The organism is Brevibacterium sp. K11IcPPYGO002, from assembly GCF_050920635.1.
Taxonomy (GTDB): Bacteria; Actinomycetota; Actinomycetes; order Actinomycetales; family Brevibacteriaceae; genus Brevibacterium.
Genome location: NZ_CP131929.1, coordinates 1,402,114 through 1,425,879 on the forward strand (window position 1 = coordinate 1,402,114; position 23,766 = coordinate 1,425,879).

The window sequence follows — 23,766 nt, forward strand, 5'->3', positions numbered from 1 at the left end:
CAGCAACCTCGCGCGAGGTTGCTGGGCCGCCGTCAGGTAGCAATTGGGGAGGGTCAGTGGATGAAGACGGCTACGATGACGTTGATCACCGCGAAGGCCACCACCAGGTGAGCCATGGTTGCCGACGGGTTCGCCACCTTCACGCCTGCCCCGCTTTCGGCAGGGGCAGAGGCGGCGAAGGCCTTCTGCTTCTTGTTGCCGATGAAGGCGAAGACGGTGACGAGGATCGCCACGACCAGTTTGATGCCGAGCTTCATATGATTGACGTCGTCATCGCCCATCTCGGCCAGGCCCATGAGCAGCAGACCTGTGATCAGCTGCAGATAGGCGCCGTGCAGCATTCCCGGCATCACTCTGGGGGAGCGGACGACGGTGAAATAGCCGCCGACGATGATGGCCATGCCCAGCAGATGCAGGGTCAGCAGAATCTCGCGTAGAATTTCCATACAGTTAATCGTAGTGGCATGATGGTGTCTCGTGAGCGCGGGCCCCTCTACTGGTGCACGCTGTTCCGCCCTGGTGTAATGGCAGCACGCCGGCCTTTGGAGCCGTGCAGTATAGGTTCGAATCCTATGGGCGGAGCTGGCCCAAACCGACATGCGAAGGATTCAACTATGTCGCAGACTCATCCGACCGCCGTCATCGTTCTGGCAGCGGGCCAAGGCACTCGAATGAAGTCGGCTCTTCCCAAGGTGATGCATCCCATCGGCGGACGCTCCCTGCTCCACCACTCCGTCGCCGCAGCGGCGGGAACCTCTCCCGACCATCTCATCGTCGTCGTCCGCCACGAACGCGATCAGCTCGTCGCCCACCTCGACTCCCTTTCCGTCACCTCCCAGCAGAGCCTGCTCATCGCCGACCAGGATGACGTCCCGGGCACCGGACGGGCCACCGAATGCGCACTGACACAGCTGCCCGAGGACCTCAGCGGAACCGTCGTCGTCACATACGGCGATGTGCCCCTGTTGACCACGGAGACGATCAACGGGCTCGTCGAGATCCATGAATCCGACGCCAACGCCGTGACCGTCCTGTCCGCCGAGGTGGACGACCCGACCGGGTACGGCCGCATCGTCCGCGATGCGAACGGATCCCTGCTGAGCATCGTCGAGCAGAAGGATGCGAGCGAGACCGAACGGGCCATCCGTGAGATCAACTCCGGAATCTACGCCTTCGACGCCTCCGCACTGCGGCAGGGCCTGGCCTCTCTGACCACCGACAACGCGCAGGGTGAGAAATACCTCACCGATGTCATCGGCTTCTCCCGCCAGGCCGGTCTGTCCGTCGCCGCCACCGCCACGGACGACCTGTGGCAGGTCGAGGGAGCGAACGACCGCGTGCAGCTGGCGAACCTCGGCAAAGAGCTCAACCGCCGGCAGTGCGAGAAGTTCATGCGTGCCGGAGTCTCCATCATCGATCCCGACACCACATGGATCGACGTCGATGTCTCCATCGCTGCTGATGCGACGATCCTGCCGGGCACCCAGCTGCTGGGCGCCACCGACATCGGAGCCGGTGCCGTCGTCGGCCCCGACACCACGCTCAAGGACACCGGAGTGGGGGAGAACGCACAGGTCGTGCGCACCCACGGCGAACTCGCCGTCGTCGGCCCGGAAGCCAACGTCGGACCGTTCGCCTACCTGCGCCCGGGCACCAAACTCGGCGAGTCCGGAAAGATCGGCACCTTCGTGGAGACGAAGAACGCCGACATCGGCAAGGGTGCGAAGGTGCCCCATCTCTCCTACGTCGGCGATGCGGAGATCGGAGAGGGCTCGAACATCGGAGCCGCCTCGGTGTTCGTCAACTACGACGGCGTCAACAAGCACCGCACCGTCATCGGCAAGCATGCACGCATGGGCTCGGACAATATGTATGTCGCCCCTGTCACCGTGGGCGACGGCGCCTATTCGGGTGCAAGCACGACGGTGCGCAAGGATGTCCCTGCAGGAGCGCTGGCCATCTCGGTGGCCCCGCAGCGCAACCTGGAGGGCTGGGTCCAGACAAACCGTCCCGGCACGCCTGCAGCGCAGGCAGCCGAAAACGCGTCCGAAGGGGAACGGATCAGTGAATGAGATAACGACGGCGGGCGATAAGAAGCTCGTCCTGGTCAGCGGTCGGGCGAATCCCGAACTCGCCGAACAAGTCGCGGAGAATCTGGGGACCGAACTCCTCCCCACCGACATCTACAACTTCGCGAACGGCGAGATCTACGTCCGCTACTCCGAGTCAGTGCGCGGCAGCGACGTCTTCGTCCTGCAGTCCCACTGCGCTCCCATCAACGAATGGCTGATGGAGCAGCTGATCATGGTCGACGCGCTCAAGCGTGCTTCGGCAAAGCGCATCACCGTCATCGCCCCGTTCTTCCCGTACGCCAGGCAGGACAAGAAGCACCGCGGACGCGAACCGATCTCCGCCCGCCTCGTCGCCGATCTGTACAAGACCGCCGGCGCCGACCGCATCATCACCGTCGACCTGCACACCGCGCAGATCCAGGGCTACTTCGACGGCCCTGTCGACCACCTCATCGCTATGCCGATCCTCGCCGGCTACGTCAAGGACAAGTACCCGGGCGACCTCGCCGTGGTCTCGCCGGACGCCGGCCGCATCAAGGTCGCCGAGAACTGGTCGAACTCGCTGGGCGGAGTGCCGCTGGCCTTCATCCACAAGACCCGTGACATCACCCGACCGAACGAGACCAAGGCCAACCGCGTCGTCGGTGAGGTCGAGGGGCGCACCTGCGTGCTCGTCGACGACATGATCGACACCGGCGGCACCATCGTCCAGGCCGCCGATGCCTGCATGGCAGCCGGTGCCAAAGGGGTCATCGTCGTGTCCACCCACGCCGTGTTCTCCGGCCCGGCCGTCGAACGCCTGTCGAACTCCGTGGCCGAAGAGGTCATCGTCACGAACACTCTGCCGCTGAGCGAGGACAAGATCTTCGACAAGCTCACCGTGCTCTCGATCGCTCCGCTCATCGCTCGTGCCGTGCACGAGGTCTTCGAAGACGGATCGGTCACGAGCCTCTTCGAGGTCTGATCCCGAAGGCTGAGGCCCCGTGATCCGCGCAGTCGCGCCGGATCTGATGCGAACCCCGAGTCGATGCGGCTCGGGGTTCGCATCGTCTGGACTGCCGTGAGGTCCTACACTGGAGGCAAGACTTCGGCGAAGGGATCAGGGACGATGTCCTCACACGATTACAACCGATACCGCGTGGACGTCCCCGGCGGACAGCTGTCCGTGGGCGTGTGGGAGCCGGTGGCGAGCGGTCCCGGCCGTGTCCCCACCGTATGCGTCATCCACGGCATCACCTCCAACCACCTCTTCTTCGCGGGCCTCGTCTCCGCCCTGCCCGGCGTCCGCATCATCGGCCCCGACCTGCGCGGACGAGCCGACTCCCGTACCCTCCCCGGCCCGTTCGGGATGGCCGCCCATGCGCAGGATGTCATCGCCGCCGTCGATGCCTTCGCTCCTGAGGGCCCGGTCACCCTGGTCGGGCATTCCATGGGCGGGTTCGTCGCGATGACCTTGGCCGGAACGGCGGACGGGCAGAACCTTGAGACCGGCGCCGAGGCGGCCCGCCGTTTCCGCGGACCCGTCCTCATCGACGGGGGCCTTCCCCTGCCGGTGGGGCAGCCCCATGGTGACGGCCCGGTCGATGATCTCAACGATGAGGACCTCGACACCGATGACCTCATCGCCGCGGTCCTCGGCCCGGCCGCTGAGCGGCTGTCGATGAGCTTCGGCAGTGTGGAGGAGTACTTGGCGTTCTTCGCCGCTCATCCCGCGTTCGTCGACGGCCTCGACACCGTGGCGACCGAGAGCTTCGTCTACGATCTGGCGGCCAAGGACGATCACTCGTTCCAGCCGTCGACCTCGGTGGAGGCGATGCAGGCCGATTCGGCCGATATGTACACCGGCTCCGCCTACCGGGAAGCCCTGGATACGGTCATGGGCAGTCATGACTCCCAGGCCGAGGTGGTCTTCCTCTTCGCCGAACGCGACCTCGTCGCCGCCGAGCCGGGACTGTACCCGCCGGAGACGACCGAGGACTTCGCTCGTCAGTGGCCGCGGATGGACATCGTCGACGTGCAGGGGACGAACCATTACGACATCCTTCTCACCGAATCGGGAATCGACGCGTGTGCTGCGGCTGTGACCTCTCGGATTGGTGCCGAGACGGACGGTGCCGTAGAATAGCCGGGTTGCCTCGGCGAGGGAGACTGATGTCTCCGTGATCGACGCGGTCCTGTCCCACGAAGCGAGCCCACGGGGTTCGACGTTCGCGTGGGTGCTCAGGCTGTTTCGCCGTGGTGCTCGAAGGTAAGTTCACCACGAAGGAGAGAAAATGGCTGACTTCAAACTTCTGGCCGAAGCTCGCAACGAGTTCGGCAAGGGCGCAGCGCGCCGCATCCGCCGCGCGGGACGCATCCCCGCTGTCATCTACGGTCACGGCGGAGATCCCGTGCACGTGTCGCTCGAGGGCCACGCCACCATGCTGGCTCTCAAGCACGCCAACGCTCTGCTCGAGATCGAAAGCACCGACGGATCGAAGAACGTCCTCGCCATTGCGCGTGACGTGCAGATCGAACCCGTCCGTCGCGATATCGAACACCTCGACCTGATCATCGTCAAGCGCGGCGAGAAGATCGAGGTCGACGTGCCCGTCCACGTCATCGGTGAAGCCGCTCCCGGCACCATGGTCTCGCAGGAAGAGTCGACCATCGCCGTCAAGGCCGATGCGACCAAGCTGCCCGAGCTCATCGAGGTCTCCATCGAAGGCCGTCCCGCGGGCGAGCACCTCCTGGCCGGCCAGGTCGAGCTGCCTGCAGGCGTCGAGCTCGTCGCCGACGAAGAGCAGCTCATCGTCAACGTCTCCGAAGAGATCGAGATGGACACCGAGTCCGATGCCGAGGAAGAGACTGCTGAAGAGTCGACCGAGGAAGAGGCCGCTGAGGAGTCCGGTGAGGAAGAGGCCTCCGAAGAGGAGTGATCTTCTCTCCGCCCGGCACTCAAGGTGCCGTGAGGAGCACTGACTGACTACGCTGTTCGGTGGGTCGCCTGTTGGGCGGCCCACCGAATATGTTTCTCAGGAGAGAACCCGGCAGCTGTCTCGCCCGGCGGCGAGCAGAAGCCCCACCACCCGGTCAGCGGGCACGGACAGGACGGACAAGGACGGCAATGTCGAACGAAGCATGGTTGGTCTTCGGACTGGGCAATCCCGGCCCCAAGTACGAAACGACACGGCACAACATCGGACAGATGGTCATCGCCGAACTCGTCTCTCGCATCGGAACCACGCTGACGCGGACGAAGCTGCGCGCGAACGTCGGCACCGGGCGGCTGCCTGCCGGCAGCGTTCCGGGACTGCCCGGTCCGCGGGTGGTGTTGGCCACCTCGACGGGATATATGAACGAATCCGGCGGACCGGTGCGCGCGCTGGCGGACTTCTACGGAATCGACACCGACCGGATCATCGCCGTCCATGACGATGTGGACATCCCCTTCGACGCCATCAAAGCCAAGCTCGGCGGGGGAGAGGGCGGGCACAACGGTCTGCGTTCGATGACCTCGGTGCTGGGGACGAAGGACTATCTGCGGGTGCGAGCGGGAGTCGGACGACCGCCGGGACGACAGGACACCGCCGATTATGTGCTGCGCCCGTTCTCGAAGGACGAACGCACGACGCTGCCGATCTTCGTCTCCGACCTCGCCGACGCCGTCGAAGAGCTCATCGTCAACGGACTCACCGATATGCAGCAGAAGTTCCACTCCCGCTGATCACACGTCGGGCGCTGATCGAGCATAGGGTGCCCTGGACTCAGGCGGATTTCTGCGTCTCCGGGCGGCGGTGCAGCCACCATGCGGCGACGATGCCGCCGGCGAATCCGAACAGGTGGCCCTGCCAGGAGATGTCGTTGGTCTGGGGCAGCATGCCGAAGATCATCGATGCGCCGTAAGTGACGAAGATGAACAGGCCGATGGCGAAGTAGATGATCTTGCGCAGCAGGTCATCGGTGAACCAGGTGCGCAGCGCGAGGTAGCCGAAGAATCCGAAGACGATGCCCGATGCGCCGACGATGTGTTGGCCGGGCAGTGTGGTCAGCCACGCCCCGAGCCCGGAGCTGAGCGCCGTGATGCCCGTGACCGTCCAGAAACGCCGCCTGCCCTCGAAGGCGATGACGATGCCGAGGACGAGGAACGGGAAGGTATTGGCCAGCAGATGGCCGAATCCCGAATGCAGCAGCGGCGAGGTGACCAAGCCGTAGAGCGAGAGCGGATTCCATGACTGCAGGCTGAAAGCGTCGAGGTCGACGGGGAGGATCGTATCGACGATCTCGATGACCCACATGACGGCCAGGACGATCAGCACCGGAGAGAACCGGGAGAGCAGATGCGGCCGGTCGACGGTGGTGTTCAGGTGCGCGACTGGGGGATTCGCGGAACGACCGGAGCGGGGAGATCCGGAATCGGCGGAGTCAGGGCCGAAGAGGAGGCGGGATTCCTCGGCGGAGAAACGAGGGGAGTGGTCGGAGCTCATGGTCCAATTGTGAGTGATGAAGATTGGAGAACCCCGAACATCCGGGCCGCCGGGGCAATCGTGATCGTACCGTTAGTCGCGTTATCGACTCGCAATATTCACGACCCGGCAAGTCCCTGAAACTATCTGTTCCGGGACTCCGCCCTGGTCGACCCGAGGGACTTGCCGTCGGCGTCGAGGGCTTCGACGACGATCGTCGAGCCGTTCGGGGTGATGTCCGCCGCCGTCTCGAAGCCGGTGCGTTCGACCTCGGTGTTCTCGATCAGGTGCTCCTCGTCGTCTCCGCTGAGCACCCTCCACGAAGCCACCTCAGTGGCACCGTTCCAGCTCATGTGCACCCGAGTGATGTCGGCCTGCGGTCGCGACTTCGTAGCGGTCGGGGGAGCAGTCGGCTGGGCATGCCAGTCGAAGCGGTAGGCTCGGTAGTTCGATCCGCCGGTGAAGGTGAGGTCGGCGAGCAGCTTCCCGTCCTTGGAGAACTCGGAGACGTAGGGTTCCGAACCCCAGCCGAGGACGACGTTGCCGCCCGGCAGCTCCTGGAAGTTGCCCTGACTGCCCGACGAACGGTCGTCGGGGGCGGGATACTCCGTGACCACCTCGGCGCGCTTCTTCTTCTCGTCGACGTCGAGGCGCAGGCCGCGGGTGTCGCCGAGCCGAGGCGCGGCATGGTTGTCGAACAGGGTCAGCGTTCCATCGGACCGGCGCTGGGCATCGTGCTGCCAGGCGAACTGTGCGCTCTCGCCCATCTCGAAGTCCGAGGCCTTGCCGCCGAGGACCCAGTTGAGATCGGCACTCGTCCGGTCGAGCTGGTAGACCGCGTGGGTATTGCGTGCCGAGACGAGTAGGGACTTGCCGTCGTCGTCCTCGGACACGGAGTTGAGGTGGATGTAGTCGAAGGGTTCGTCCTTCGTGCCCTCACCCTCCTTGAGCTCCGTCTCGGTCTCATCGATGGGTACGGCATCGAGGGAGCGCCATTCGAACAGGGGATCACCGCTTGCGATGTCGACCTCCTGGACGATGCCCTCCCAGGCCCAGCCGTCCTCGGCTCCGCCGACTGAGCTGAGATCCGTCTGCGTCTTCACATAGGAGATGAGGAACATGGTGTCATCGGCGGTGATCGTCGTCTCGTGCAGGTCGGAGGTGTCCTTGGGGAGCTTTCCGCCCATGCCGACACGGGCGATCTCCTGATACGAGTCGTCGAGGATGACGACCTCGCCAGCGGTGTGCGGGGTCTCGGCCAGTCCCTCCCACCAGGTGAGCACCGGCTTCCCCTGATATTCCTGGACGCGCAGATCCCACAGTGCCTCGGCCTCGTCTCGAATCCACACCGGGTCACCGGCGGAGTCGAGGATGAGGCCGCCCACCCAGGACTTGTCGTCGGTCTGCGTCTGTCCCTTCGGAGCGAGGAACGTCTCCAGATCTCCGTCGTCGTCGGGGAAGGACCCGGAGTCGATGTCGACCTTCGGCGGGGCGAGTTCGGGGCGGGAGTGGAAGTCCCAGCGTTCGGCGACGGCGATGTCGTCATCGGCATCGGCCGTGCACCCGGTGAGCAGGAGAACCGCTGCGGCCAAGCCTGATAGGACTGTTCTCTTCATCGGCATATGCTCATCTTCACACGTTTTGGGCCCCCGCGCCCTTCAGCCGTTTCGAATCGGGCACCGAATGTGTCGTGTCAGCTGCGTGGCCTAGACTGTTCGGGTGCTCAACGGACTTGATCTCACCCGCCGGAATCCCACCATCACCGAACTCGTCGCGGCCTTCAACGACGCGAACACCGCCGGTGGCACGATCGCGGCGATCAAGGGACTGTGGCCGTCGATCCTGCGCCGCACCGTCACCACCGACGGGGCCTCTGCGCCGCAGCTCATCGTCACGGCCACGACGCGTGAGGCCGAAGACCTCACCCAGGCGCTCGCCGACTGGGTGCCGTCGGCGTCGATCGCGATCTTCCCCAGCTGGGAGACCCTGCCGCACGAGAAGCTGTCGCCGCGTTCGGACACCGTCGGTCAGCGTCTCGAGGTGCTGCGCCGCCTGGCCCATCCCACTCCCGGTCGGGAGCTGACCTTCATCATCGCGCCCGTGCGCGCGTTCCTCCAACCCCTGGCAAAGGGGCTCGGCGACATCGAACCGGTCGAGCTGGCCGTCGGCGACGAATATGAGATCGATGCGCTGGCCGAACGGCTCACCGAACTCGCCTACTCCCGCGTCGACATGGTCTCCCGACGCGGCGAATTCGCGGTCCGCGGCGGAATCGTCGATATCTTCCCGGCCACCTCGGAGCGGGCGCTGCGTGTGGAGTTCTTCGGCGACGAGGTCGACGAGATCCGCGAATTCTCCGTCAGTGACCAGCGCTCAGTACCCGCCGAAGACGGTGACGAACCCCTGCGCTTGTCGGCACCGCCGTGCCGGGAGCTGCTCCTGACCGATTCGGTGCGGAAGAGGGCCGCAGAACTCGCCGAGGAGGTCCCCAGCGCCGCCGATATGCTCGACAAGATCGCCGGCGGAGTCGCCGTCGAAGGCATGGAGTCGCTCACCGCCGTCCTCGCCGACGGGATGGAGCCGATCATCGCTCTGCTGCCGGCCGGATCGAAGATCATCATCACCGAACCAGAACGCGTCGAGGCCCGCGCCGCGGATCTCGTGGAGACGACGAACGAATTCCTCGAAGCCGCCTGGACCGGAGCCGCCGGTGGGGGAGAGACCCCGATCGACCTGTCGGCCGCCAGCTTCCGCACCGTGACCGAGATGGCCGAGGGCGCTCGCCTCATCGGCCTGGCATGGTGGGAGATCGGCGGATTCGCCGCCGACGAGGAACTCGCCGGCCCCGAGGAGAACATCTTCTCCGTTCCCGCGCGCATCCCGAAGGGCTATGCCGGCGACGTCGAGGCGATCCTCGCCGACGTCAAAGGACTCATCCACGACAGGTGGCGCGTCCTCGTGCTCACCGAGGGCCAGGGGCCCGGCCGACGCATGGTCGAGGTGTTCTCCGAAGCCGGAGTGCCCGCCACCTTCGTCGATGACCCCACCGATCTGCCCGAAGCCCTGGTGACCGTGACGACAGCCGCCTCCTTCGGTGGATTCGTCTTCGACGATCTCAAACTCGCCGTGCTCACCGAGGCCGATGTGCTCGGTCGGGCGGCGGCCACCTCGACGCGGGACATGCGCAAGCTGCCCACCCGCCGTCGGCGCAACCAGGTCGACCCGCTCAATCTGGCACCCGGCGACTACGTCGTCCACGACCAGCATGGTGTCGGGCGATTCGTCGAAATGACGCAGCGAACCGCGGGCAAGGGTGCGAACAAGCACACCCGCGAATACCTCATCATCGAGTACGCACCCGCCAAACGCGGACAGCCCGGCGACCGCCTCTACGTTCCCAGCGATGCGCTCGACCAGGTCACCCGCTATGTCGGCGGGGAGAGCCCGAACCTCAACAAGATGGGCGGCGCCGACTGGCAGACGACGAAGGCGAAGGCCCGCAAGGCAGTCAAGGAGATCGCCGGAGAACTCATCCGCCTGTATTCCGCCCGCCAGGCCACCGTCGGCCACGCGTTCGGGCCCGACACCCCCTGGCAGCGCGAACTCGAGGACGCCTTCCACTATGTGGAGACGGCCGACCAGCTGACTACCATCGACGAGGTCAAGTCGGACATGGAGAAGACCGTGCCGATGGACCGTCTGATCTGCGGCGATGTGGGCTACGGGAAGACGGAGATCGCGGTCCGTGCCGCGTTCAAGGCGATCCAGGAGGGCAAACAGGTCGCCGTGCTCGTGCCGACGACGCTGCTCGTCCAACAGCACTATGAGACCTTCGCCGAACGCTACTCGGGATTCCCCGTGACCATCGGCGCTCTCTCCCGGTTCCAGACCAAACAGGAATCGGAGAAGGTCAAGGAGGATCTGGCCGACGGCAGACTCGACCTCGTCATCGGCACCCACCGGCTGCTCAGCGGCGAAGTGCGGTTCAAGGAACTCGGGCTCGTTATCATCGACGAGGAGCAGCGCTTCGGCGTCGAACACAAGGAGACGCTCAAGGCGCTGCGGACGAACGTCGACGTCCTCGCCATGTCGGCGACCCCGATCCCGCGCACCCTGGAAATGGCCGTGACCGGCATCCGCGAGATGTCGACCCTGGCCACACCGCCGGAAGAGCGGCACCCGGTGCTGACCTATGTGGGCAAACGCGAAGACAAGCAGATCAAGGCAGCGATCCGCCGCGAACTCATGCGCGAAGGCCAGGTCTTCTACATCCACAACAGGGTCCGCGATATCGAAGCCGTTGCCGGTCACATCGCCGAAATGGTGCCCGAGGCGCGAATCGCCATCGCCCACGGCAAAATGAACGAGACGCGACTCGAACAGGTCATCGTCGACTTCTGGGAGAAGAAGTACGACGTGCTCGTGTGCACGACGATCGTCGAAACAGGAATCGACATCGCCAACGCGAACACGCTGATCATCGACAATGCGGACCGCTACGGACTCTCTCAGCTCCATCAGCTGCGCGGACGTGTGGGCCGTGGACGCGAACGCGCCTACGCCTACTTCCTCTACCCGCCGGACACGCAGCTGACCGAGACCGCACACGACCGTCTGACGACCCTGGCCGCGCACACCGAACTGGGAGCCGGAATGCAGGTGGCGATGAAGGACCTCGAGATCCGCGGAGCCGGCAACCTGCTCGGCGGTCAGCAGTCGGGCCATATCGAAGGTGTGGGCTTCGACCTCTACGTTCGGCTCGTCGGCGAGGCCGTGGCGAAGTTCCGCGGTGAGGAGACCGAACCCGAGGCCGACATGCGCATCGAACTGCCCGTCGACGCCCACCTGCCGGCCGACTACGTCGATCACGAACGACTGCGACTCGAGGCCTACCGAAAGCTGGCCGCAGCGACCGACGAAGCACAGCTGCAGGAGGTCCTCGACGAACTCACCGACCGCTACGGCCCCTATCCGGAACCCGTCGGTGTCCTCGCCGATGTGGCCAGGCTGCGCATCCGCGCCCGAGCCTCCGGGGTCAACGACATCGTCATGCAGGGCAACTTCATCCGCTTCGGGCCCGTCGAACTCTCCGACTCCCAAGTGGTCCGGCTCAAACGTCTGTATCCGAAGTCGCTGCTCAAACCGGCGCTGCGCTCGGTCCTCGTGCCCAAACCGATGGCAGGCAGCGGATTCGACACCAAGGAGATGACCGACTCTGACATCCTGCGGTGGGCACACCAGTTCCTCGACGCGATCCTGCCGGTCATCGAGTCCGAAGCCACGGAGATCAAGGAGACCGGTGCCGCGAACAACGGTTGAGAACTCGCCGACTGTTCATCGTCGACCGTCCCACGTGCCCGTGCAGTGGCGTAGAGTGCGAAGCGCGGAGGCATCCGCAGCAAGTGCTACTCACGCAGCTGTCTACTAAGGAGTATCCCCATGGGTGTTGACGACAAGTTCGAGAACAAGGCCGAAGATCTCGGCGGTCGTGCCAAGGAGACCGTCGGTGATGTGACCGGTGATGACGAACTCAAGGCCGAAGGCGCCACCGATCAGCTCAAGGCCAAGGCCAAGGATGTCGGCGAGTCCGTCAAGGACCTCGGCGCATCGGTCAAGGACAAATTCTCGAAGTGACCGGCGAACCGGCCCTCACCGTTGTTGCGGTGAGGGTCTTTCGTGCCGGCCGGAGGATCTTTCGTGGGTGAACGTGACGAGCAGAGCTCGGTCGACCAGGGTGCGGTCGGACCGGGACAGGTCGAACCGCGACTGCAAGCGGTGATCGACGCGATGGCGACTCTGCGGCGACGCTGCCCCTGGTCGAGCCGGCAGGATCACCAGAGCCTGGAGAAATACGCTCGGGAGGAGACCGACGAACTCATCGACGCTGTCGAAGAATTCACGACAGAACCCACTCCTGAGAACCGGGCGGCCGTCATCGAAGAGCTCGGCGACGTGTTCTACCAGGTGCTCTTCCACTCCGCCCTGCTCGATGAGAGCAGCGGGCACGCATACGGGCACAGCCTCGGCGCCATCATCGATGGCCTCGAGGCCAAACTCATCCGTCGTCATCCCCTGGCGTTCACCGATGATTCCGGGGACGAGATGGCATCGTTGGACGACGTCGAACGCGAGTACCGTCGGATCAAAGCAGAGGAGAAGGCCGCAGTGCGGGACGAGGGCAGAACCCCATGAGTCTGGAGAGACTCGCGATCGAAGGCACCTTCAATTTCCGTGACCTCGGAGGACCCGCCACCGAGGCAGGGGAGCATCGAGTGCGATCCGGGAAGGTGTTCCGTGCTGACGGTCTGGCGCAGCTGAGCGATCGGGGGCGTGCGGACATCGGCGGACTCGGCATCGGCACAGTCATCGATCTGCGTGATATCGGCGAGCGGGCGAAGCTGCCCGATGCGCTCGATGGACTCGACGTCCGTCTTATCGAGCTGCCTGTCTTCGACGATCATTTCTTCCCCAGCCGACCGCTGAGCAGGGAAGAGATGGAAGCCGCCGCCGAGGCGACCGGGATGGATCTGCGCGACCGGAGCCTCAGCCGCATCTACGAACTCATGATCGTCCACTTCGGCCACCGACTGGCAGCCGCCGTCGATCTGATCGCCGAACACTGCACCGAAGGCGTGGTTTTCCACTGCTCTGCCGGGAAGGATCGCACCGGCGTGATCGGAGCGTTCCTGCTCGACCTCCTCGGCGTGGGACGACAGGAGATCGTCGCCGAATACGCCATCACCTCCACCCATCTGTCCGGGGGTTTCTTGGAAGCGATCACCCGGAACTTCTCCGATGCAGGGATCTCCGGCAACCTCGCTGCGACGGCCACTGCCGCCCCTGCCGAACTCATGCACGAGATCCTCGATCGGATCGCAGCCGAGCACGGGGCCGCCTCGGCGAAGGACGGGGGAGTGCCTGGGGGAGTCGAAGCCTACCTGCGCGCGCACGGGATGGACCCGGCGACGCCCGAACGACTGCGGCACTGCCTGCTCGAGCCCGAGTCCAACCGGGGCTCGGACCGAGGGTGAGCCCGGACGCGCGGTGCATTAAGCTGTCCTGCAGGCACATGTTCCCCATGTGAAACCGAATGCTAAGGAGTACTCAGTGGCCGAGATCGTTGCCGCAAACGCCCGTGAAATCCTGGATTCCCGGGGAAATCCCACCGTCGAGGTGGAAGTGCTGTTGGCCGATGAGTCCGTCGGTCGCGCCGGAGTTCCCTCCGGTGCCTCCACCGGTGAGTTCGAAGCCGTGGAGCTGCGCGACGGAGATCCCGAGCGCTACCTGGGCAAGGGCGTCACCCAGGCCGTCGACGCTGTCGTCGACGAAATCCACGAAGTCATCGTCGGACTCGAAAGCGACGATCAGCGTCTCGTCGACCAAGCGCTCATCGAACTCGACGGCACCGACAACAAGTCTCGCATCGGCGCGAACGCGATGCTCGGCACCTCGCTGGCCGTGGCCCGCGCAGCAGCGGTCTCGGCCGATCTGCCTCTCTACCGCTACCTGGGCGGACCGAATGCGCATGTCATGCCCGTGCCGATGATGAACATCCTCAACGGCGGATCCCATGCCGACTCGAACGTCGACATCCAGGAATTCATGATCGCCCCGATCGGCGCCGCCAGCTTCCACGAAGCGCTGCAGTGGAGCGTCGAGGTCTACCACGCGCTCAAAGGCGTGCTCAAGGAACGCGGACTCTCGACCGGGCTCGGCGACGAGGGCGGATTCGCTCCGAACCTCGACTCGAACGCCGCTGCACTCGACCTCATCATCGAGGCCATCGACATCGCCGGCCACCGTCCCGGACGCGATATCGCCGTGGCCCTCGACGTGGCGTCTTCGGAGTTCTACTCCGACGGAGCCTATGAGTTCGAAGGCGGCAAGAAGTCCGCTGAGGAGATGGCCGCCTACTACGAAGAGCTGTTGGCGAAGTACCCGCTCGTGTCGATCGAGGACCCCCTCGACGAGAACGACTGGGACGGCTGGGCGACCCTGACCGAGACGATCGGGTCGAAGGTCCAGCTCGTCGGCGACGACCTGTTCGTGACCAACCCCGAGCGTCTGCAGCGCGGAATCGACAACGCCACGGCGAACTCGCTGCTGGTCAAGGTCAACCAGATCGGCACCCTGACCGAGACCCTCGACGCTGTGTCTCTGGCTCAGACGAACGGCTACACCACGATGATCTCGCACCGTTCCGGCGAAACCGAGGACACGACGATCGCCGACCTGGCCGTGGCGACCAACGCCGGTCAGATCAAGGCCGGTGCGCCGGCCCGGTCCGAGCGCGTCGCGAAGTACAACCAGCTGCTGCGTATCGAAGAGCAGCTCGGCGATGCCGCACGCTACGCGGGCCGCAGCGCCTTCCCGCGCTTCGAAGCCTGAGGTCAGCAGGGCCCTGAACACCCTGAGGCGGGACTGGACGATCACATCGATCGCCCGGCCCCGCCTCGGCGCTATTCACGTCGGCCTCCCCACCTCATGGTCTCCCACACCTGCCTGCCGCGATGATTCCCTGCTGCCGGTAGTCGGTTTTCGTGCCACCATCTGTCACCAGTCGTCTCATGCCTGCCCATCGGCGACTTTCCCTCGCCTTCCTCGCAATTGGCACCGTTGCACCACTCTGACGAGTCACTACGGGTGAGGGGTGGTCGAGCACGTGTATGAGCTGTCAGCAGCGGTGCGGGATGAAACTCCGCAGATCGCGCCATTCGAGACTGCGTGCTCGACGCAATGGGAGTGTGTGACAGCAGCGGTGCGGGATGCGCCGCCGATTCAGGCGGTGGCGTTCTGCGCGCGGCGGATGGCGAAGAGGATGTCATGGAACTTCGCCTCTTCGAACAGTTCCTTCCAACTGATCCGAATCACCTGCCAACCCTGGTCGCGCAGCCACTGCTCACGGCGGCGTTCCGCTTCGAGCTCTTGTCGGGGAACACCTGAGCCCAGATAGAGCTTGCCGATGCCGTCGATCTCGATGATGAGACGCGCCCGGCGGTGACAGAAGTCGGCGCGGATATCCCGGTTCAAGCTGTCGGCGCGGAACGTCACCTGCGGTTCCACGCCCGTGATTCCGTGTTCGTAGAATCGCACCGCCGCGACCGCCTCGGCGGGTGATTCGCGCCGGGCATCAGCCAGATCGATGGCCAACCGCACTTTCAAGCCGTTGCGCTTCTCCAGACATTGGGCGAGGGTCGTGAGGATCGTCTCTCTGGTCGTCAGCTCTCGGTGCAGCGCATCATCGATCATGGGCACGGAGACGTCGAGGTTGTAGCTGCGGGCGACGTCGATGAGTGTGCGTTCGAGCGTGGTGAGCTCGGCGCCCCCGATCGTGGCGCGATGAGCCTGGGGAATCTGATTGCCGCGGACATGGATGCTCTTGAAGCGACGGTTGACGCCGGGACGGACGACCTCGATCTGGTGTGTGACGGGGTAGGCGACCGGCAGGCCGTGGATGAGAGCCGCCGAGATGTGCGAGTAGATCTCCTCCGGCGGGTCGGGTTTCGAATCGTCCGTTCTCTGATCGGCCCGTTGGCTGAAGTGCCCAGACAGAGAAGCGTTGAGTTCGTTGACCTCGTCGCGGATGTCGCCGTGGTCGATGAAGACCTCATGGATCCGCTCGTCGATGCTGGCCCAGAGAGGGCGGTGGAAGTCTCGCTCGCAGACTCGGCTGACCAAGTACATGCCGCGTGAGAGTCTGCGCAGACAACAGGCGCGGGCGCGTCGGATGTCCGCGTGGTTGAATCCGAGTCGGACGATTCCTCGGTGCTCAGCAGTTTGTACATGTCACTAAAATGCGCCTAATCACAACAAAAGACAATAGATCACCCTTGCATTGTGGATAACCTTGTGGATAGTCGAGGTTTGCGCGGAGCGACCGGCAGGCATCGGAGGTCCGACGGCGGGAGATTGCGGGCATACATCACCGTTAGCCGCATAACCCAGTGCAGGAACGAGGGGGTTTGCCGTGAACGGTGTGGGGTGCGTTGCCAGGTGTAGGAGAAGCGGCCGCCGGGAGGGAGTGGCGGTAAAGGTGAAGGGGAGGCTCCGGATGTAGAGGGTCGGCGAGCACGCTGCAACGTGATGGAAGATACGTGAGAATCGAACACGCCACGGGTCCGAAATCCTCGCGCAGAGAATGCGGACACGGCACACTTGGAGATGTTGCGACACTCTTCCCCGATCCCCAGTCGCAGAGGAAAGAAGCATGGTCCCGAGCAAGCCCAGACGAAGTGCCCCGAAATCGGCTCCTGGCAAAGCCACCCCTCGCCGACGCCCGAAACCGGTCATCGAAGCGGATGCCGACATGGACGCCGAGGCGCGGAGCCGCCGCATATCGCTGCGCACGGGCATCTTCCTCCTCGTCATCGCCGTCGTCCTCCTCGCCTTCCTCTCGCCCCTGAACTCCGCGCTCAAGCAGGCCCAGCAGATCGCCGCTCTCAACGATGAGATCGAGACGACGAAAGCTGAGGTCAAGAGCCTCGAGGAGAAGAACGAGAATCTCAGGGATCCCGACTACATCAAGCGCAAAGCCCGCGAAGACCAGTACTACGTGGAGAAGGGCAAGAACGCGGTCATCGTCACGAACCAAGAAGCCGTGGACGACGAAACCGAGTCCGCACGGCCGGTTCGCAAGCAGGCCTGGTACCTTGAGTTGCTGGAGTCCATTCAGGAGACCGGAAACACCGTGGAGAAGAGCTGATGATCACAGAGTGCACCGAGGCGGATTTCGCAGTCCTCGAAGACCAACTCGGACGCATTCCCCGAGGCGTCGTCGGCATCGCCGCTCGCAGCACCGCCGGTGAACCGCTCGTCGTCGCCACGGCACCCCGCCTCGAAGACGGCACACCGTTCCCGACGACCTTCTACCTCACCCATCCCGCCTATGTGGCCGAATGCTCACGCCTCGAAGCATCGGGAATCATGGCCGACTGGACCGCCGAGATCGGTGAAGATGAGGAACTTGCCGCCGCCTATGCCGCCGCGCACCGCGCCTATCTCGACGTCCGCTCAGAGATCGGGTCCGCAGCGGGCCTGGCGGACGTCGAGGAGATCAAGGACTACTCAGCCGGCGGAATGCCGAACCGGGTGAAATGCCTCCACGCCCTCGTCGGACATTCGCTGTCCGCCGGGCTCGGTGTCAACCCGATCGGTGATCGCGCGCTGTCGTTCATGAGCGACGTGCCGCCGCTGGCCGAGGCCGCTGCCACCACAGAACCGACCGACTAGGACCTGCCATGCGTGTTGCCGCCTTCGACTGTGGGACGAACTCCCTGCGTCTGCTCATCGCCGATGTCGCCGCCGACGGCACCCTCACAGACCTGCGCCGTGAGACCCGGATAGTCCGCCTCGGCCAAGGCGTCGACGCCACCGGCGAGTTCGCTCCGGAGGCGCTCGAGCGCACTTTCACCGTGGCGCGGGAATTCGCCGAGGTGGCCGCCGACTACCAGCCGGAGAAGCTGAGATTCGTCGCGACTTCGGCCAGCCGCGACGTGAAGAACCGTGATGAGTTCTTCGCCGGGATCTTCTCGATCCTCGGTGTCGTCCCCGACGTCATCGCCGGTGAGGAAGAGGCCCGACTGTCCTTCCTCGGCGCCACTGCCGGGCTCACGGATGCCGAGGGACCGTATGTCGTCATGGACCTCGGCGGCGGATCGACCGAACTCGTCCTCGGCCGAGACGATGTCCAAGCAGCAGTGAGCATGGACATCGGGTCGGTGCGTCTGACCGAGCGCCATATGCCCGTTGAGACACCCGACGACGCTCAGATTCAGGCAGCACTGGCCGATATCGACGCCCAGCTCGACCAGGCGGCCCATATCGTCGACTTCTCCGCACCGCGCACCTTCATCGGAGTCGCCGGCACCGTCACCACCATCACCGCAGGCATCCTCGGACTCGAGAGCTACCAGCGAGAGCGCATCCACGGAGCGCATATCAGCGTCGCGGACGTGGCAGACGAATCCCGCAGTCTTCTGTCCATGGACCGCCGGGCTCGCACGGATCTGCCGTACATGCACCCTGGACGCGTCGATGTCATCGGCGCCGGATCGCTGCTCTTCGCTCGGACCGTCGACCGCTTCGACCAGGCAGTGACGGCCGCCGGGGGATCGCTGGACATTCGGGTCTCCGAAACCGACATCCTCGACGGGACCGCGCTCGATCTTGCGCTGACGAGCTCGTGAGAGCCGCCGCCCGACTCCTCGCCGTCACGACCGTCGTCCTCGGACTCGTCGTCGGCACCACCCAGCCGGTCATGGCGGCGCCGAAGGCCGGGCCCGGCCAGTGGTTCATCAAGGACTACGGGATCGACAAGGTCTGGAAGAAGTCCACGGGCAAGGGCGTCAAAGTCGCAGTCATCGACTCCGGCGTCAACACCGACCACGAAGACCTCAAAGGCGTGGTGAAGAAGTCGAAGGACTTCAGCGGCTTGGGCAAGGACGGAAAGACCCCGATCGGCGGGAAGACCACGATCCACCACGGCACCGCCGTGGCCGGAGTCATCGCCGGCCGAGGAGTCGGTGCCGGACCGACCGGCGTCGCCCCGGACGCAGAGATCCTGTCGGCGTCGATGTGGCTGGGCCCCGACCGCCCGAAAGAGTCCGGATCGACTCGAGAACAGGCCGATCAGGCCATCCGGTGGGCCGTCGACTCCGGTGCGAAGGTCATCAACATGTCGCTGGGCTGGGACGATCCGGGCTGGCCGGAGAGCTGGGACGAATCCTTCGCCTACGCCTATGAGAAGGACGTGCTCGTCGTCGCCTGCGTCGGCAACGCCTCACAGGGAGCGACCCAGGCGTGGTCGCCGTCGACGGTCCCTGGTGTCATCGGGGTGGGCGGACTCGACCAGAACGGAAAGGTCCTCGACGACTCCACCGCCCCCGGCACCGCCGTCGACCTCATGGGGCCGGCCGAGGACATTCCCATCCCGTACTACAGCGGCGGCTACGCCGAAGGCCAGGGATGCTCCTTCGCCTCACCCGTCGTCTCGGGTGTGGCAGCGCTCATCCGCTCCGAGAACCCCGACCTCAGCGCCGATGAGGTCCGCGCCAAACTGCAGTCGAGCGCCGAACCGGTCGACGGGCACAAGGGGGTGAGCAAGAAGGACAAGCCCGACCCGATCGTCGGGTGGGGGCGCGTCGACCCGCAGGGCGCCGTCAAAGCGAAAGTGCCCAAGAACGTATCCTCCGCCGAGGATGAACTGGCGGATTGGGTGAAGATGCATCGTCGCGGGGATGCGAAGGCCGAAGAGACCGAAACCGCCGCTCCGGATGAGTCCGAGAGCCCGAAGGTACTCGCGCCGACCGACATCGTCGCCACGCAGTCGACACCGACTCTCGGCTTCGCCGTCCTCGGCGCCGGTGCCCTGATCGCCCTGGTTCTCATGATCGTCTCGGTCGTCTCCTTCGCCCGCCGTCGACGCTGAAACCGGGAGACGGAACTGCTCTGATCTGCGGTGTTCGAGTCCGCGAGACAAACAATTAGTGAAAGTTTTCACAAGGGTCTAGCATGGGATTATGGCACTCATCAGAAACTCAAAACTGCGTCCACGAATCCTCGTCGTCGGTGGTGGCTCTGTCGGCCTGCTCACCGCTCAGAATCTGCTGAAGAACCTCGGTCGGGGCGAAGCCACCGTCACCGTGGTCGATCCCAATCCGTACATGACCTACCTGCCGTTCCTCCCCGAGGTGGCAGCCGGGTCGATCGAGCCCCGTCACGCTGTGGTGCCGCTGCGCCGCAACCTGCCGGGCGCTGAGGTCATCACCGCGAAGGTCACCTCGATCAATCACGCTGAGAAGTTCGCCACCATCGAACCCGAGAACGATGAAGCGTTCGAACTCGACTACGACCACATCATCCTCGCCTCCGGTTCGGTTGCCCGTGCGCTGCCGATCCCGGGCCTGAAGGAGAACGCGATCGCGCTCAAGCGCATCGAAGAAGCCGTCGCGCTGCGTGACCACCTGCTGTCCCGCCTGGCCGACGCCGCTCTGATGGAGGACGACGAAGAGCGCCGCAAGGCTCTGACCTTCGTCTTCGTCGGCGGCGGATTCGCCGGCATCGAGCTGCTGACCGAACTCGAGGACATGGTCCGTTCGGCCATCGCCCAGTACGAGACTCTGACCGAAGCCGATGTCCGCTTCGTCCTCGTCGAGGCTCTCGGCCGCGTCATGCCCGAGGTCGGCGAAGCTCAGGCCCGTTGGGTCGTCGAGCACATGCGCGAACGCGGAATCGACGTCTACCTCGAGACCTTCCTTCAGGACTGCACCGACAAGCACATCAAGCTCTCGAACGGCGAAGAGTTCGACGCCGACACGATCGTCTGGTCCGCCGGTGTCAAGGCCAACCCGATGCTCATCGACTCCGACCTGCCGATCAACGAACGCGGCAACGTCACCGTGCGCGCCGACCTGCGGGTCGAGGGCGATGACGGAGTCGTCGAGGGCGCTTGGGCCGCCGGCGACAACGCCGCTGTTCCCGACCTGTCCGGCGGCGGAGTGGCAGGCTTCTGCGTGCCCAACGCTCAGCACGCCGTGCGTCAGGCCCCCGTACTGGCTGCCAATGTGCTCGCCGCACTGCGCGGAGAGGCCGAGTTCAAGCAGTACTTCCACAAGACCATCGGTACGGTCGCCGGTCTGGGCGTGTACAAGGGCGTCTCGCAGATGGGCGATTTCGAAGCCCGCGGAATTCTCGCCTGGCTCATGCACCGGGCGTACCACGGCTACGCCATCCCGACCATGGACCGCAAGGTCAAGGTTTTCGGCAACTGGTTCCTCAACGCCGTCCTCGGCCGCGACGTCATGCCGCTGGCAGACCTCGATGTTCCGCGCAAGAACTTCGTCGAGGCCGCCAACTCGAAGCCGGCTCCGAAGAAGGAGCCTGCCAAGGCCTGATTCGAGGCAGCCGGTGCCATCCGGCGATACGCCCTGATGAGACGACTGACGCCGGGGATGCAACCGCATCCCCGGCGTCAGTCATATCTGCAGACTCTGCAGTGAGTGAGCCCTGCTCAGTTCGCCACGGTGAAGCGGGCGTCGATGTGCGCAGGCTCGGCGATCTCATCGACCATGGCTACAGCGAAGTCCTCGGCCGAGATCGAGTCGCCCGCTGGCACCTCGAGCTCGACGTTGTAGGAACCGGTGCGCTCACCCGGAGCGATCTCCGGTGCGGGGGAGATGAGCGTCCACGGGGACGGGTTCGCCGCACGCAGCAGTTCGAGTGCCTTGGTGCCGGTCTCGGCTTCAGCCTTGTACGCGGGAGGGAAACCCTCGGTGTCCTTGAGCATCGTGTCCCCGGCGAACAGGGAACCGGCACCGCCGACGACGAACAGTCGGGTCTCACCGCTGGCCTTCGCCACGGTCGACAACGCATCGAGCCATTCCTGGTGGTCCCCGCCCGTGCGGCTGGGCCCGGTGGTGGAGACGATGACATCATGGTCGGCGGCCATGCGTGCTCCGAGTTCCGCATCGGCCATATCACCGGTGATCGAGCGCGTCGCGCCGTTCACCTCGGTGCCGGAGCGGGTGATGGCGGTGACCTCGATCCCGCGGGAGGCCGCCTCGGCGACGACGCGCGAGCCGATCATTCCCGATGCTCCAAAGAGTGCGATCTTCATATGAGTCCATTCGTTCGACGTGCAGCGCGCCTGCGATGCACGGTGGAAGTCGTAGTCTGACCTTCCTAAGATATCTTTGGGATATCGAGTACCTCAAGGATACTATTGAGCCATGAGTGTGAGAGTTCGATGGGAAGGCGATGCCTTCGACCCCGAATGCCCGACCCGAGTGGTTCTCGATCGAGTCGGGGACAAGTGGACGGTGCTCATCGTCGACATCCTCGATGCCGGTCCGAAGCGCTTCAACGAGATCCGTCTGGCCATCGGCGGAATCACCCCGAAGGTGCTGACCTCGACCCTGCGGTCGCTTGTCGCCGACGGCCTCATCGAGCGCGAGGTCTTCGCCGAGGTGCCGCCGCGGGTGGAGTATTCGCTCACCGACCTCGGCCGGTCACTGCAGGAACCCGTGGCCGCACTCCGGACGTGGGCAGAAGCCAATGTCGCGGAGATCGTCGAGAACCGGGACCGCCACGACGAAGCACAGGTGTCCGCGGGCATGTGAACAGTTCCCAAGACAGAGCCCGAGCGATCAGCTGGAGAGGGTGAAGTCGTGTGACTTCTCCGCGATCACCCGCAGGGTGCCTTCGCCGAGGTCGTAGACGCACTGCCATTGAGTGTGGGCCTGGCGCACATCGTCGAGCAGGCCGACCGCATCATTGACGGAAACCTTCCCAGCGGCGGCCGAGAGCGTGTCCGCGCAGGTGGAGTAACGCCACTGTCCGCTGCGCTGATCTTCGGACGTCGTGGACATGTGGACGTTCTCCAAGCACATCCACGGCTGCCCCTGCGGAGGACGGATGACCTGCATCGTGCCGGCGTCGTATTCGACGACGGCTTTCGCCCCCGTGCCGTCGGCGATCAGATAGTGCAGTCCGGGCCCGCCGGTGAAATCGACATTGTGGTCGTCGAAGAGGTCGAGTGCGTCCTCGAGTCTCTCCGCGTGGTCGAGCACCATGCGCTGGATGCCCCAGCCGCTGAACCACCGATGAGCACCGATCGTCGACTCAGGGGAGTGGGAGGCGGACTCAGGGGAGTTGGGCTCGATCTCTGATGCGCCATGTGCTGTCCGTCCTTGGACGCAGGGGGGCCGAGAGGGCATCGGTCCGATGCGGGTCATCGGTGTGGGGTGAATGCTATCAAGGTCGTCTCGATCGGCCCGGGCAGGCGATGAAGGCGGCACACCGAGTGCGGCACATCAAGCACGAGCGAGCTGTCCGAACACGGTGACGAAATCACGCAGGCCCCCTGCGACCCGATAGATCCGCGGCTGGCCGGAGTAGACCCAGTTGTTCGTGATGATCGAGGCGCTGCCGCCGTTCGTCGCCTGTTTGAACTCGGCGACGTCGAGCGTCGAGAGATGGTCCGCGACGAGGCGGCTGCGCAGGTCCGGACCCATCTGCACCCAATGATCGGCGGCTTCGAAGCCGACCTCCGTCCATTCGCCACCGATCTCGCGGTAGGCGAGGGGGCGGCAGGGAGCGCTGATGCATTCGCCGAGCGGCGGTGCTCCAGAGTCCGCAACATCGCTGTCGACGTCGAGGAGTGCGGCCGGTCCGTCCGCCTCGGCGAGGCGCGGGTCGTCCGTTCCATCGACGCACTGTGGGTGGCCGCTGACGGTGAGAAGCGCGTAAGTCAT

The 23,766-nt window shown here is 64.8% G+C and carries 23 protein-coding genes and 1 tRNA gene; 17 read left to right on the top strand and 7 right to left on the bottom strand.

The genetic code is table 11. The annotated features are described in order from the left end of the window. Positions 1–53: 53 nt before the first annotated feature. Entirely contained in the window at positions 54–446 is a 393-nt protein-coding gene (locus QYM46_RS06360) for a hypothetical protein (protein WP_169251773.1), read from the bottom strand. 64 nt (positions 447–510) lie between these two features. Here QYM46_RS06360 and QYM46_RS06365 point away from each other — a divergent pair. The 6 genes from QYM46_RS06365 to pth all read left to right on the top strand — a co-directional run bounded on the left by QYM46_RS06365 (position 511) and on the right by pth (position 5,778). Next, positions 511–582, top strand: a tRNA-Gln gene (locus QYM46_RS06365). A gap of 32 nt (positions 583–614) precedes the next feature. After that, positions 615–2,072, top strand: coding sequence for a bifunctional UDP-N-acetylglucosamine diphosphorylase/glucosamine-1-phosphate N-acetyltransferase GlmU (glmU, locus tag QYM46_RS06370; RefSeq protein WP_432791244.1), 1,458 nt, complete (start codon positions 615–617; stop codon positions 2,070–2,072). Next, complete coding sequence (locus QYM46_RS06375) at positions 2,065–3,036, top strand: ribose-phosphate diphosphokinase (RefSeq protein ID WP_025777652.1); 972 nt, start codon at positions 2,065–2,067, stop codon at positions 3,034–3,036. Before glmU ends, QYM46_RS06375 begins: the two co-directional genes overlap by 8 nt. 144 nt (positions 3,037–3,180) lie before the next feature. After that, positions 3,181–4,197 carry an alpha/beta fold hydrolase gene (locus tag QYM46_RS06380; RefSeq protein ID WP_432791245.1) on the top strand — a complete coding sequence of 339 codons (1,017 nt, stop codon included), beginning with the start codon at positions 3,181–3,183 and terminating at the stop codon, positions 4,195–4,197. Positions 4,198–4,345: 148 nt separating this feature from the next. Then, the gene (locus QYM46_RS06385; RefSeq protein WP_432791246.1) at positions 4,346–4,990 is read left to right on the top strand and encodes a 50S ribosomal protein L25/general stress protein Ctc; all 645 of its coding nucleotides are present in this window, start codon (positions 4,346–4,348) and stop codon (positions 4,988–4,990) included. Between the two features lie 188 nt (positions 4,991–5,178). Continuing rightward, positions 5,179–5,778 (top strand): aminoacyl-tRNA hydrolase, encoded by a 600-nt coding sequence (pth, locus tag QYM46_RS06390; RefSeq protein ID WP_432791247.1) that lies wholly within the window; start codon positions 5,179–5,181, stop codon positions 5,776–5,778. A gap of 40 nt (positions 5,779–5,818) precedes the next feature. Here the strand turns inward: pth and QYM46_RS06395 are convergent, their stop codons facing one another. Beyond that, positions 5,819–6,538 (bottom strand): rhomboid family intramembrane serine protease, encoded by a 720-nt coding sequence (locus QYM46_RS06395; RefSeq protein ID WP_432791248.1) that lies wholly within the window; start codon positions 6,536–6,538, stop codon positions 5,819–5,821. 122 nt (positions 6,539–6,660) lie between these two features. Then, entirely contained in the window at positions 6,661–8,133 is a 1,473-nt protein-coding gene (locus tag QYM46_RS06400; protein ID WP_432791249.1) for an arylsulfotransferase family protein, read from the bottom strand. 103 nt (positions 8,134–8,236) lie between these two features. Between QYM46_RS06400 and mfd the strand changes: the two genes are divergently transcribed. From mfd to eno, 5 genes are all read left to right on the top strand, one after another. Further along, positions 8,237–11,836, top strand: coding sequence for a transcription-repair coupling factor (mfd, locus tag QYM46_RS06405; protein WP_432791250.1), 3,600 nt, complete (start codon positions 8,237–8,239; stop codon positions 11,834–11,836). Positions 11,837–11,956: 120 nt separating this feature from the next. Beyond that, positions 11,957–12,151 carry a CsbD family protein gene (locus QYM46_RS06410; RefSeq protein WP_432791251.1) on the top strand — a complete coding sequence of 65 codons (195 nt, stop codon included), beginning with the start codon at positions 11,957–11,959 and terminating at the stop codon, positions 12,149–12,151. A 63-nt stretch (positions 12,152–12,214) separates the two neighbouring features. Beyond that, on the top strand, positions 12,215–12,709 hold the full coding sequence (locus QYM46_RS06415; protein WP_432791252.1) for a MazG nucleotide pyrophosphohydrolase domain-containing protein: 495 nt from the start codon (positions 12,215–12,217) through the stop codon (positions 12,707–12,709). Beyond that, complete coding sequence (locus QYM46_RS06420) at positions 12,706–13,548, top strand: tyrosine-protein phosphatase (RefSeq protein WP_432791253.1); 843 nt, start codon at positions 12,706–12,708, stop codon at positions 13,546–13,548. The genes QYM46_RS06415 and QYM46_RS06420 overlap by 4 nt, the downstream gene beginning before the upstream one ends. 76 nt (positions 13,549–13,624) lie before the next feature. After that, on the top strand, positions 13,625–14,905 hold the full coding sequence (eno, locus tag QYM46_RS06425; RefSeq protein WP_432791254.1) for a phosphopyruvate hydratase: 1,281 nt from the start codon (positions 13,625–13,627) through the stop codon (positions 14,903–14,905). A 390-nt stretch (positions 14,906–15,295) separates the two neighbouring features. Here the strand turns inward: eno and QYM46_RS06430 are convergent, their stop codons facing one another. Next, positions 15,296–16,201, bottom strand: coding sequence for a DUF559 domain-containing protein (locus QYM46_RS06430; RefSeq protein WP_432791255.1), 906 nt, complete (start codon positions 16,199–16,201; stop codon positions 15,296–15,298). A 523-nt stretch (positions 16,202–16,724) separates the two neighbouring features. Here QYM46_RS06430 and QYM46_RS06435 point away from each other — a divergent pair. The 5 genes from QYM46_RS06435 to QYM46_RS06455 all read left to right on the top strand — a co-directional run bounded on the left by QYM46_RS06435 (position 16,725) and on the right by QYM46_RS06455 (position 21,408). Continuing rightward, a complete protein-coding gene (locus QYM46_RS06435; protein WP_432791256.1) occupies positions 16,725–17,219 on the top strand; it encodes an FtsB family cell division protein in 495 nt (164 codons plus the stop codon). Further along, a complete protein-coding gene (locus tag QYM46_RS06440) occupies positions 17,219–17,746 on the top strand; it encodes a DUF501 domain-containing protein (protein ID WP_432791257.1) in 528 nt (175 codons plus the stop codon). Before QYM46_RS06435 ends, QYM46_RS06440 begins: the two co-directional genes overlap by 1 nt. Positions 17,747–17,754: 8 nt before the next feature. Continuing rightward, the gene (locus QYM46_RS06445) at positions 17,755–18,702 is read left to right on the top strand and encodes an exopolyphosphatase (RefSeq protein WP_432791258.1); all 948 of its coding nucleotides are present in this window, start codon (positions 17,755–17,757) and stop codon (positions 18,700–18,702) included. Next, complete coding sequence (locus QYM46_RS06450; protein ID WP_432791260.1) at positions 18,699–19,943, top strand: S8 family peptidase; 1,245 nt, start codon at positions 18,699–18,701, stop codon at positions 19,941–19,943. Before QYM46_RS06445 ends, QYM46_RS06450 begins: the two co-directional genes overlap by 4 nt. A 91-nt stretch (positions 19,944–20,034) precedes the next feature. Further along, on the top strand, positions 20,035–21,408 hold the full coding sequence (locus QYM46_RS06455) for an NAD(P)/FAD-dependent oxidoreductase (RefSeq protein ID WP_432791261.1): 1,374 nt from the start codon (positions 20,035–20,037) through the stop codon (positions 21,406–21,408). A gap of 116 nt (positions 21,409–21,524) precedes the next feature. On the opposite strand, the gene QYM46_RS06460 is transcribed toward QYM46_RS06455, so the two are convergent. Further along, the gene (locus tag QYM46_RS06460) at positions 21,525–22,130 is read right to left on the bottom strand and encodes an NAD(P)-dependent oxidoreductase (RefSeq protein WP_432791262.1); all 606 of its coding nucleotides are present in this window, start codon (positions 22,128–22,130) and stop codon (positions 21,525–21,527) included. A 112-nt stretch (positions 22,131–22,242) separates the two neighbouring features. Here QYM46_RS06460 and QYM46_RS06465 point away from each other — a divergent pair, with 112 nt between their 5' ends. Continuing rightward, the gene (locus QYM46_RS06465) at positions 22,243–22,632 is read left to right on the top strand and encodes a winged helix-turn-helix transcriptional regulator (RefSeq protein WP_025777669.1); all 390 of its coding nucleotides are present in this window, start codon (positions 22,243–22,245) and stop codon (positions 22,630–22,632) included. A gap of 27 nt (positions 22,633–22,659) precedes the next feature. On the opposite strand, the gene QYM46_RS06470 is transcribed toward QYM46_RS06465, so the two are convergent. Both QYM46_RS06470 and QYM46_RS06475 read right to left on the bottom strand, forming a co-directional pair. Beyond that, positions 22,660–23,229 carry a carcinine hydrolase/isopenicillin-N N-acyltransferase family protein gene (locus tag QYM46_RS06470; protein ID WP_432791263.1) on the bottom strand — a complete coding sequence of 190 codons (570 nt, stop codon included), beginning with the start codon at positions 23,227–23,229 and terminating at the stop codon, positions 22,660–22,662. Positions 23,230–23,325: 96 nt separating this feature from the next. After that, the gene (locus tag QYM46_RS06475) at positions 23,326–23,766 is read right to left on the bottom strand and encodes a hypothetical protein (RefSeq protein ID WP_432791264.1); all 441 of its coding nucleotides are present in this window, start codon (positions 23,764–23,766) and stop codon (positions 23,326–23,328) included.

What these genes read in the sequence shown, in the direction of transcription:
- QYM46_RS06385 (WP_432791246.1), top strand. Translation starts at nt 4,346, where the DNA reads ATGGCTGACTTCAAACTTCTGGCCGAAGCTCGCAACGAGTTCGGCAAG.
- QYM46_RS06455 (WP_432791261.1), top strand. Translation starts at nt 20,035, where the DNA reads ATGGCACTCATCAGAAACTCAAAACTGCGTCCACGAATCCTCGTCGTC.
- QYM46_RS06440 (WP_432791257.1), top strand. Translation starts at nt 17,219, where the DNA reads ATGATCACAGAGTGCACCGAGGCGGATTTCGCAGTCCTCGAAGACCAA.
- QYM46_RS06445 (WP_432791258.1), top strand. Translation starts at nt 17,755, where the DNA reads ATGCGTGTTGCCGCCTTCGACTGTGGGACGAACTCCCTGCGTCTGCTC.
- QYM46_RS06380 (WP_432791245.1), top strand. Translation starts at nt 3,181, where the DNA reads ATGTCCTCACACGATTACAACCGATACCGCGTGGACGTCCCCGGCGGA.
- QYM46_RS06420 (WP_432791253.1), top strand. Translation starts at nt 12,706, where the DNA reads ATGAGTCTGGAGAGACTCGCGATCGAAGGCACCTTCAATTTCCGTGAC.
- QYM46_RS06465 (WP_025777669.1), top strand. Translation starts at nt 22,243, where the DNA reads ATGAGTGTGAGAGTTCGATGGGAAGGCGATGCCTTCGACCCCGAATGC.
- QYM46_RS06460 (WP_432791262.1), bottom strand. Translation starts at nt 22,130, where the DNA reads ATGAAGATCGCACTCTTTGGAGCATCGGGAATGATCGGCTCGCGCGTC.
- QYM46_RS06395 (WP_432791248.1), bottom strand. Translation starts at nt 6,538, where the DNA reads ATGAGCTCCGACCACTCCCCTCGTTTCTCCGCCGAGGAATCCCGCCTC.
- QYM46_RS06435 (WP_432791256.1), top strand. Translation starts at nt 16,725, where the DNA reads ATGGTCCCGAGCAAGCCCAGACGAAGTGCCCCGAAATCGGCTCCTGGC.
- QYM46_RS06470 (WP_432791263.1), bottom strand. Translation starts at nt 23,229, where the DNA reads ATGCCCTCTCGGCCCCCCTGCGTCCAAGGACGGACAGCACATGGCGCA.
- QYM46_RS06410 (WP_432791251.1), top strand. Translation starts at nt 11,957, where the DNA reads ATGGGTGTTGACGACAAGTTCGAGAACAAGGCCGAAGATCTCGGCGGT.
- pth (WP_432791247.1), top strand. Translation starts at nt 5,179, where the DNA reads ATGTCGAACGAAGCATGGTTGGTCTTCGGACTGGGCAATCCCGGCCCC.
- QYM46_RS06430 (WP_432791255.1), bottom strand. Translation starts at nt 16,201, where the DNA reads ATGTACTTGGTCAGCCGAGTCTGCGAGCGAGACTTCCACCGCCCTCTC.
- QYM46_RS06360 (WP_169251773.1), bottom strand. Translation starts at nt 446, where the DNA reads ATGGAAATTCTACGCGAGATTCTGCTGACCCTGCATCTGCTGGGCATG.
- QYM46_RS06475 (WP_432791264.1), bottom strand. Translation starts at nt 23,766, where the DNA reads ATGACTTACGCGCTTCTCACCGTCAGCGGCCACCCACAGTGCGTCGAT.
- QYM46_RS06400 (WP_432791249.1), bottom strand. Translation starts at nt 8,133, where the DNA reads ATGAAGAGAACAGTCCTATCAGGCTTGGCCGCAGCGGTTCTCCTGCTC.
- glmU (WP_432791244.1), top strand. Translation starts at nt 615, where the DNA reads ATGTCGCAGACTCATCCGACCGCCGTCATCGTTCTGGCAGCGGGCCAA.